Annotated in this window: 6 protein-coding genes; 3 read left to right on the forward strand and 3 right to left on the reverse strand. The window is 59.7% G+C overall.

All coding sequences use genetic code 11. The annotated features are described in order from the left end of the window. Window positions 1-23 precede the first annotated feature (23 nt). The 3 genes from SynA1524_RS12835 to recN are packed head-to-tail and all read right to left on the reverse strand — an operon-like array spanning window position 24 to window position 6220. The gene (locus tag SynA1524_RS12835) at window positions 24-1520 is read right to left on the reverse strand and encodes an alpha/beta hydrolase family protein (RefSeq protein ID WP_186498401.1); all 1497 of its coding nucleotides are present in this window, start codon (window positions 1518-1520) and stop codon (window positions 24-26) included. Then, complete coding sequence (gene uvrA, locus SynA1524_RS12840) at window positions 1520-4492, reverse strand: excinuclease ABC subunit UvrA (RefSeq protein ID WP_186498402.1); 2973 nt, start codon at window positions 4490-4492, stop codon at window positions 1520-1522. The genes SynA1524_RS12835 and uvrA overlap by 1 nt, the downstream gene beginning before the upstream one ends. A gap of 45 nt (window positions 4493-4537) precedes the next feature. Next, on the reverse strand, window positions 4538-6220 hold the full coding sequence (gene recN / locus SynA1524_RS12845) for a DNA repair protein RecN (protein WP_186498403.1): 1683 nt from the start codon (window positions 6218-6220) through the stop codon (window positions 4538-4540). Between the two features lie 75 nt (window positions 6221-6295). Here recN and SynA1524_RS12850 point away from each other — a divergent pair, with 75 nt between their 5' ends. The 3 genes from SynA1524_RS12850 to thrC all read left to right on the forward strand — a co-directional run bounded on the left by SynA1524_RS12850 (window position 6296) and on the right by thrC (window position 9907). Further along, entirely contained in the window at window positions 6296-8155 is a 1860-nt protein-coding gene (locus SynA1524_RS12850; protein ID WP_186498404.1) for an ABC1 kinase family protein, read from the forward strand. Window positions 8156-8179: 24 nt separating this feature from the next. Further along, the gene (locus SynA1524_RS12855) at window positions 8180-8764 is read left to right on the forward strand and encodes an alpha/beta hydrolase (RefSeq protein WP_186498405.1); all 585 of its coding nucleotides are present in this window, start codon (window positions 8180-8182) and stop codon (window positions 8762-8764) included. 84 nt (window positions 8765-8848) lie between these two features. Beyond that, window positions 8849-9907, forward strand: a complete 1059-nt coding sequence (thrC, locus tag SynA1524_RS12860) for a threonine synthase (protein WP_186499661.1) — start codon at window positions 8849-8851, stop codon at window positions 9905-9907. The last annotated feature ends 260 nt before the right edge of the window (window positions 9908-10167 follow it).

The following is a 10167-nucleotide window of genomic DNA, read 5'->3' on the forward strand; positions in this document are numbered from 1 at the left end:
TCAATTGTGAAGAACAAGCAATGTCAGAGCTTATTGCTCACATCCACCAGATCAATCTGATCATCACCCCAGCCACCACCGCTGAAGCTGACGACTCCATTCACCCCAAGCTGCTCATTGATCCAGGCCAGCAGCACCGGTCCGACCAGAGCCGGTCGATCTTCCCCTTGAAAACTGCGCAGGCTGAAGTGGTCAGCACCCTTCACCAGCACCAGGCGATGGCCCAACTGTGCAGCCTTGGTATCGCGCATCGGGGAAATCGCCTCAGGGCCTGAAGGAACCACCCAGTCGCGGGTACCACTGATCAACAGCACCTTGGAATTGAGGCTGGTGGAACTGGAGGGTTCAAACAGCAGACGCAAGGGAGGACTGACGGCCACGACAGCCTTGACCCGCTGGTCGGCTACACCGGCCTTGTTGATGCCGCTCAACCAGCTGCACTGGAGCACCCAGCTCAGGTTGCGTTCGGGGTCTCTGAGATCACTGCAACGGCTCTTGAGCTTGCGTTCAGTCGGAACACCACCTGAAAGCTGGAGTGTTGTGGTGGCACCCCAGGAATGGCCCACCACCGCAACAGCCTCCGTGTTCAAGCCTCGGCCCTTCAACAGACGGCCGGACTCGACGGCATCGAGCAGAGCAGAGACATCCATGGGTCGCAGACGCAGTTCCTCTGGACCTGGGGGCGGCCGATCACCGGCCAACATCGCCTTCTGTTGACTGAAATCACTGCCGGGGTGGTCCGGCAGGAGGACGGTGAAGCCCTGGGCCGCAAGCACCTCGCCCCATCCTTCAAACGATTCAGGGTCATCCCAGAGGCCATGGGAAATCACCACCAGACGGCCGTTGGCTGAGCCACTCGGCACCAGCGTCAGCACTCTGAGTGGTTGCTGACGATGGGTTACGGAAAGACGAATGACCTGACGGGTCCAGGACGACTTCAACGGAGCTCGCAACGATGGCGTGACCGTGGCGGAAGGCCCTGCCTTAGCCAGAGCCACGCCCTGCTCCTGGTTGGCTTTGAGTCGGTTCGCCGCATCAGCCACCCGAGACAGATCGATGGAGGCCTGCTCACCGGGCAGCTCCCGCAGGAAGCCGAGCACATTGGGTTGGCCATTGCGTTCAGCTCGCACCAGAGCTTCCGTCAACATCCGAACACTGGTGTCTGGATCCACCCCCTCGAGATCAACGAGATCCGTGGCCGCAATCAAGGCCTGCTCAAGCAATGGCTGGCCGGTGGACCCTTCCAGGAAGGCCTTGGTCTCGACAGGCAACGGCGCCAGAAAAATCTTGCTGATCAGATCAAGAAGTTGTCCACCGCTCGCCGATTGGAGATCCTCAAGATCAGGGCTGGATCGAATCAGTCCTGAAGCGGAGCCAGCCTCTCCGAGGTTGATGGTGACGCTCGTCTCCAGGAACGGCATGCGCAGCACCAACCGCTCGAGCGCCTGAGCCGGTGCAGCGAACCCTGACAGTGCAAGGCCACCGAGGAAAGCAGCCCAATGGGTGCGACAACGCGTCATCAGGCAGCGATCAAGGGGATCTCAGGCGGATGCTGCTCCAAAACACGGCTCAGGTAACGGCCCGTGTGACTAGTTGGATGCTGGGCCACCTCTTCCGGAGTCCCGGTCACCAGAAGCTCTCCACCCTTGTCGCCTCCCTCGGGTCCGAGATCAATGATCCAATCGGAACAGCGAATCACATCCAGATTGTGCTCGATACAGATAATCGAATTGCCCTTATCAACAAGGCGCTGCATCACATCCATCAATTTGTGGACGTCGTAAAAACTCAGACCCGTGGTGGGTTCATCAATCAGATAAAGGGTTTTCCCAGTCGCCCTGCGTGACAACTCCGTCGCCAACTTCACCCGCTGCGCTTCTCCACCAGAGAGGGTTGGAGCCGGCTGGCCAAGCTTCACGTAACCGAGACCGACATCCACCAACGTGCGCAATCGATCCGCAGCCTGAGGAATCGCGTCGAACACTTCGGCGGCTTGCTCCACCGTCATTTGCAGCACATCGGCAATGGTGTGCCCCTTGTATTTCACCTGCAACGTTTCCCGGTTGAAACGTGCTCCCTTACAGACGTCGCACTGGACGTAGACATCAGGCAGGAAATTCATCTCGATCACGTTCACGCCCTGGCCGCGGCAAGCCTCACAGCGACCGCCCTTCACGTTGAAGCTGAATTGCCCCACCTGATAGCCGCGGGCCTTGGCCTCAACCGTTGCAGCAAACACCTGACGGATCGGATCGAAAGCACCGGTGTAGGTGGCGGGATTGGAGCGTGGCGTGCGACCGATCGGTGACTGGTCAATCACGATCACCTTGTCGATTGACTTCAACCCCCGCAATTCACCGAGTCCCTGCGGAAAGGGAACTTTCATTCCCAGGCCGTTTTCCAGTGCAGGGTGGAGCAATTCATTCACCAAGGTGCTCTTGCCGCTGCCGCTCACCCCGGTGACGGACACCAGCCGACCGAGGGGAAACTCCACACTGACGTTCTTGAGGTTGTTGCGGTTGCAATCGAGCAACTTGAGCGAACGGGTGCCGCTCTTGCGTCGTTCCGCCGGTGTCGGAATCGAGCGGCGACCGCTGAGGTAGGCACCGGTCAGCGACGCTTCGCTGTTTATCAGATCTTCGAAACTGCCTTCCGCCACGATGTGGCCCCCATGCACGCCCGCGCCAGGGCCGATGTCCACCACGTGATCGGCGGCACGGATGGTGTCTTCGTCGTGCTCCACCACCACCAGCGTGTTGCCCAGGTCTCTCAGGCGCACGAGGGTGTTCAGCAAACGATCGTTGTCCCGCTGGTGCAGACCGATGCTCGGCTCATCGAGCACATACAGAACACCGGTGAGACCGGCACCGATCTGAGTGGCCAGACGAATCCGCTGCGCTTCTCCACCGGACAGCGTCATCGCCGGCCGATCCAGGCTCAGGTAGTCGAGCCCCACATCCAACAGGAACTTCAACCTCAGCCGGATCTCCCGCAGCACCAGATCACCGATCTGAATCTGGCGATCATTCAGCAATGGGTTGGCCCCCTCATGGCTGCCAACACCCATCAACTGCTCGATGCGGTCAAGGGTCTGACCAACGCTGACGGCCGTGAGCTCAGGAATGCAGAAAGGGCCCACCTTCACGGCGAGGGCTTCCGGCCGCAGCCGCTGACCGGCGCAGGCCTCGCACGGGACCAACTCAAGAAATTTCTCCAGCTTCTGACGCTGCGCCTCTCCGCTGGCGTCACGCAGCTGACGCTCAAGAATCGGCAGGATTCCCTCAAAAGGCCGGTTGTAGCCCGCCTTGCCCTTGCGGTAACGGCTATCAGCCTGGATCAGGATCGGATCACGACTGCCGTGCAGCAACACATCACGTTGCTCATCGGTGAGCTGGTTCCATGGAGTCTTGATCTCGAAGCCAAAGGCCTCTCCCACGGAGTAGAGCAAGGAGAAGTAATAGCTGTTGTCCTTTTCCGCCCAGGGAGCAACCGCCGAATACACCGGCTGAGTGGGATCTGGAATGACACGATCCACGGTGAATTTCCGCAGATGACCGATGCCGTGGCAGACCTCACAAGCCCCATAGGGGCTGTTGAACGAGAACAACCTCGGGGACAACTCCTCCATGACCGCTCCATGGACCGGGCAAGCAAATTTTTCGGAATAAAGGCGCTCTCGCTCCACACCATCGGGGAGCTCCTCTCCCTTCTTAGGCACAACTTCAACCAGAGCGAGTCCATCCCCCCGTTTGAGAACAGTGCGCAGTGAGTCAGTGAGACGTTCCTGAATGCCGTCGCGGGCCACCAGCCGATCCACCACCACTTCGATGTTGTGGCTGTGGTTCTTGTCCAGCTCGATGTTGTCCGCCAGCTCGCGGACCTCGCCATCGATGCGCACCCGAGCGAAGCCCTCAGCAGCGAGGCCGCTGATCATCTTGGTGTGGGTGCCCTTCTTGCCCCGAACCACGGGAGCCAGCAGCTGATAGCGGGTGCCCTCCGGCAGCAACAGGATCTGATCGACCATCTCGTCGATACTCTGAGGACGGATCGAGCGCTCACACTGCGGGCAATGGGGCTCACCAGCGCGGCCGAACAACAGGCGCAGGTAGTCCTGGATTTCCGTGACCGTTCCGACGGTGGAGCGGGGGTTGTGACTGGTGGATTTCTGATCGATCGAAATCGCAGGAGACAGCCCCTCAATGGCGTCCACATCTGGCTTATCCACCTGACCCAAGAACTGTCGGGCGTAGGCGGACAGACTCTCGACGTAGCGGCGCTGACCTTCCGCAAAAATCGTGTCAAAAGCGAGAGAGCTCTTGCCGCTGCCACTCACGCCGGTGAACACCACCAGCTTGTTGCGGGGAATGGTGACGTCGACGTTTTTAAGGTTGTGCTGGCGAGCGCCACGCACTCGGATCACATCCTCCAGGCTGCCGCCGGACAGATTCATGGGAGCCGATCGATCCGTGCTCTTGGCAGCAGCTCGCACCATCGGGCCCAGATCGAAAGCACATGAGCTTAAGAAGAACTGCTGAACTCAGGCTGAACGCTGGGCCAGGAGGCTGGCTGCATAAAGATCAGCCTGATCTCCACCCGCCAGTTCAGCCAGTTCCTGCTGGCGCTCGCGAGTGTCCTGCAGTCGGGACACTCGCGAATAGGTGACGCCTTCCTTCACCTCCTTGTTGACCCTGAAGTGATGATCCGCAACCGCTGCCACCAAGGGTTGATGGGTCACACAAAACACCTGACGTTGCTCACCGAGGCTGCGCAACAAATCGGCCATCGCTCCACTCACACGGCCACTGACGCCAGCATCGATCTCGTCAAACAGCAGCGTGCTGGAGCTGTCCACTGCAGCAAGGGTCGTCTTCAACGCCAACAGAAAACGCGACATCTCACCTCCAGACGCCACCTCCACCAACGGTGCCAGTGGCTGACCGGGATTCGCGGAAAACAGGAAAGAGACGGCATCCGCTCCATGGTCTGCCGGTTCGGCAAGACGCAGATCCACCTCAAAACGCACATTGGCTAGGCCCATTGGGGGCAACAGCTTGAGCAAGGAAGACTGGAGATCGATGGCAGCCTGAGAACGGGCCTGTCGCAAGGCGGCATTGGCCTGATCCCGTTGGTGGCGCTGCGACTGTTCAACCAATCTCAATCGCTGAAGATCCGCTTCGAACCCCCCATCACCCAGCCGCTGCCGCAAACCATCGCGACGGTCGATCAAACCGGCCAGATCAAGGCCATGACGACGCTGCAGCCGCTTCAGTTCCGCCAGACGCTCCTGAATCCGATCGAGATGCTCCGGGTCACTCTCCAAAGCCAAGCTGTAGTGATCGAGGGACCGCAGAAGCTCCTCAACATTCGCCTCCAGATCCAGGGCCTGATCCTTCACCGCCGTCAGGGAACCGTCCAGTTGAGCCATCGCCTGCAGCTCCTGGACCGACGCGGCGAAATGGTCCTGCAGTGACGGGGTCTGGTCCGCACCGTCCCTGAAACGACGAAACAACTGGGCCAATCCCTCCTGCAAACGAACGCCATGGACCAATCGATCCTGGTCCTGTTCCAGCTGCTCTTGTTCCCCAGGATCCTCCAGACCGGCCGCCTCAAGCTGCTCGAGCAAGTCCTCCTGCTCGGCCCGTTCCTCCTCGCAACGCTGCTGTTCCCGTTCAACCGCCTCAAGGGCCGCTGCTGATTCACACCACCCCTGCCAGGCCGCGGCCACATCAGCTTTCAGTGCCGCCAGGGATGAGCCCCCCAGATGATCCAGCCATTGGCGCTGTTGCCCGGGCTTGGACAACAGCTGGGTGTGACCCTGCACCGTGAGATCGATCAACAGCGGCCGCAGGGACAACAGCTGCTGACGGTTCACCGGTGTGCCATTAAGACGCGAACGGCTGGACCAACGGTCGCCGTCCTGACGTTTCCATTCCCGGCTGACCAGAAGCTCGTCCTCCGGCTCGAAATCCGCCTCAGACAACCAGGCCTGCAGAAGCGGCGTGAGCTGAAAACTGGCTTCGATGCGCGACCGCTCGGAACCCTCGCGCAGCAAACGCTGGCCAGCAGCTCCCTGAGCGCCACCAAGCACTGCATCAAGGGCGTCGAGGAGGAGTGATTTTCCAGCACCGGTTTCACCGGTGAGCACCGTGAAACCCGATCCGAACTCCAGTTCGAGCCGATCGATCAGGGCGATGTTCTGCAGCTGCAGACCGGTGAGCACGCCATCCCCGGTGGTGAAGCCGACCGTAGCGACGGCTCGCGTCGTTTAGAAGGGGTGCACCAAACCCCTTTAACGATGACAGCGGAGCTTGGGGATTTCATCGAAGCAGCTGGTCTGCTCGAGTACGACCCCGCTGCCATCACCAGGATCTATGCAGGTCATCCCCAACGGCTAATCCGCCGCCTGTGGCAGACCCTTGTCCCAATCGGGCTGCTGCTGCTCGGCGTGGCCTTCGACTGGCTGTTCCAGCTTCTGAAGGATGAAGAACGGGCCCGGAGCCGTGCCCGCGAATGCGCTGAACTGCTGGTGGATCTGGGACCCGCCTTCATCAAAGCTGGCCAGGCCCTGTCCACCCGACCCGACATCGTGCCTCCTCTGTTGTTGGAGGAACTCTCACAACTGCAGGATCAATTGCCGGGTTTCGATAGCGATCTGGCCATGGCTTGTATCGAGGAAGACCTGGGTGCACCGGTCGATGAGCTCTATGAGCAGCTCGACCGGGACCCGATCTCTGCAGCCTCACTTGGTCAGGTGCACCGCGGCGTTCTCAACAACGGACAGAAGGTTGCGGTCAAAGTTCAGCGACCCGGTCTGCGCGAACAGATCACGCTGGATCTCTACATCGTCCGCAACATCGCCGCCTGGTTGAACAGCAACATCGGCCTGATCCGCAGCGACCTGGTTGCCCTGATCGATGAATTAGGCCGTCGGGTGTTCGAGGAGATGGACTACCTGAATGAGGCGGCCAACGCTGAAAAATTCGCTGAGCTGCATCGCCACAATCCCCGCATCGCCGTACCGGCCATCTTCCACGAGGCCACCAGCCGTCGTGTGCTGACGATGGAGTGGATCGATGGGGTGAAGCTCACCAATCTCGATGCGGTCCGTGAGCTGGGCATCGACCCCGACGACATGGTGGATGTCGGTGTGAACTGCAGCTTGCAGCAATTGCTGGAGCACGGCTTCTTCCATGCCGACCCTCATCCGGGCAACCTGCTGGCCCTCGCGGATGGCCGGCTCTGCTATCTGGATTTCGGGATGATGAGTGAAGTCAGCCGTGAGTCCCGCACCGGATTGATTCAAGCGGTGGTGCACCTGGTGAACCGCAATTTCGGAAAGCTCTCCAAAGACTTCGTCACCCTTGGTTTCCTGGCGGAAGACGTCAATCTCGAGCCCATCGTTCCGGCATTCGAATCCGTCTTCAGTCAGGCCCTGGAAGCTGGGGTCAATCGCATGGACTTCAAGGCCGTAACCGACGACATGTCCGGTGTGATGTACAAATTCCCTTTCCGCGTCCCGCCCTATTACGCACTCATCATCCGCTCCCTGGTCACGCTTGAAGGCATCGCCTTGAGCGTCGACCCACAGTTCAAGATCCTTGGCGCGGCGTACCCCTATTTCGCCAGGAGATTGATGGAGGATCCCGATCCGCAATTGCGGCAGAGCCTCAAGGAAATGTTGTTCGACGGTGACGCATTCCGCTGGACACGTCTGGAAAATCTGGTGTCCAGTGCAGCCAGCCAGGCACAACTGGACCTCGAAGCCCTGCTGGATCAGCTTCTCGATTTCCTGTTCTCTCCCAAAGCCGGTTTGCTCAGAGATCAACTTGTTGAGGCCACTGTGGATCGCCTCGACGCCATTGGCTGGTCGACCATGCAACGGCTCGGACGCCGCTTGCCCAAGCGACTCCAACCCTCAGCCTTCCAGTCTCGAGGACTGCCCCCAGCCGATCCACTGCTGAAGTTGGAACCGATTCGTGAACTGATCAACGTTCTCCAATCTCTACCGGGCTTCACTCCCGACCTGCTGATGAAACGGATGCCCAGGCTGCTCAATGAACCGGACACCCGTCGGATGGGTGTTCAAGTCGCTCAGGGTCTGGCCGAACGAGGAGTTGTCCGCCTCGTGAGGGTTGCTGCTGGAGTCTCCACCTAAGTTCTGGGCATTGCTCCAGGGTTCATGCCAACCTTCAAAACACGTCGCTGCCGGGCGATAGCCCTGGCCGCAACCTGGAGTATTGGGTTGACCGCCCTGGCCAGCCCAGCGCTAGCAGCAAAAGACGTTGCACTGGTCAGTGGAGCCTTTCGGCGCTCAATCCCCGTCGAAGACATCGAGCATCTGGCCAACACCGGTGAAGCGAGAGGTTTGCTGGAGCAGCTCCTGGTTCTATCCAAACAGGATCCTGAAAACGTCGCCAAACTCCTCAACCAAAAACTGGATCTGCCTCTGGTTCTCACCAGTCGTCTGATTAACACCCGCATTGGTGAAGCGATCATCCGACGTGTGGGGCAGATCCTTTATCCGATCTACACACCTCAACCTGAAGTCAGTATCCCCGCGTTGCGGGCTGGCGTGATCAACGGACTCCACAACAGCGGTGACGGACTGACCGCCGTGGATTTCCTCAAGGCCTATCCCAATGAAGTGTTGGCTGTGAACCTTCCGGCCCTGTTCTCCGTAATCGACAAAGCCCAATCCATTTCAGGACTGGTGCAGTTCTTCTCCGATTCACCCCTGGACGGCCTGAAGGAAGCCAAGCCCTGAACCTCGTAGATTCCGCCTGACTCCAAGCAGCATCCGGTGTCCCTGTTCCAGAACCTCCGTCGGCGCTTTGCGGCCACTCCTGTGATGCAGGACTGGCCCGGTCTGATCGAGGCATACAGAGCCTGGCTACCGGTGACCTCCACCACGCCCGTGATCACCCTCAGGGAGGGGGCGACTCCACTGATCCCTGTACCCGCCATCGAGGAACGGATCGGCAAGGACGTGAAGGTCTTCGTCAAGTACGACGGTCTCAACCCGACCGGATCCTTCAAAGATCGGGGCATGACCATGGCCATCAGCAAGGCCAAGGAAGCCGGCTGCGAGGCTGTGATCTGTGCCAGTACCGGCAACACCAGTGCAGCCGCCGCGGCCTACGCCCGTCGCGGAGGAATGCGGGCCTTCGTGCTGATCCCCGACGGATACGTCGCCCAAGGAAAACTGGCACAGGCCCTTGTCTACGGCGCTGAGGTTCTGGCGATTCGCGGCAATTTCGACCGGGCTCTGGACATCGTTCGCGAAGCGGCGGAGAAATACCCCGTGACGCTGGTGAACTCGGTAAACCCCTACCGACTTCAGGGCCAGAAAACCGCTGCCTTTGAAATCGTCGATGCCCTCGGTAATGCCCCCGATTGGCTGTGCATCCCCATGGGCAACGCCGGCAACATCACGGCCTACTGGATGGGGTTCCAGGAATACCAACAGGCCGGTCACTGCCGCACACTGCCGCGCATGATGGGCTTCCAGGCCAGCGGCTCAGCGCCGTTGGTCAACGACACCACCGTGAGCGATCCAGACACGATTGCAACCGCCATTCGCATCGGCAATCCGGTGAACCGCGCCAAAGCGATCGCCGCTCGTCATGCCAGCAACGGTGCCTTCCTCGACGTCACCGATGCCGAAATCATCGAGGCCTACAAGCTTCTGGGTGGCCAAGAAGGCATCTTCTGCGAACCGGCCAGTGCAGCCTCCGTCGCAGGTCTCTTGAAGCGGAAAGATGAAGTCCCGGCTGGAGCGAGCGTGGTCTGCGTGCTCACCGGCAATGGCCTGAAGGATCCGGATTGCGCCATCAACAACAACGATGCCGCCTTCCATACAGACCTGAAACCCGATCTCGCCACGGTGGCGGGAGTCATGGGTTTTTAAACCAACACCTGTCTGATCCCTCACGACCCCGACAGGGGTCTTTTTTTTCTTTAAACCACCGGCCAACCGACAAAGCGACTGGGGAAGACCATCAACAAGTCGCTCAACAGATTGGGGAAAGAACGAGCAAACGCGACGCGCTGGAGCATCAGCTTTTCTCCACAAGCAGTGAAGAAGTGGAAAACACGTTCCCCCTCCCCAGCACCCGATTCATTCTCCTCAACTCATTACTGCTATCAGCCTTGGTCATGATTGGGATC

Origin of the sequence: Synechococcus sp. A15-24 (genome assembly GCF_014280195.1) — a bacterium.
In the GTDB taxonomy this organism is placed as follows: domain Bacteria; phylum Cyanobacteriota; class Cyanobacteriia; order PCC-6307; family Cyanobiaceae; genus Parasynechococcus.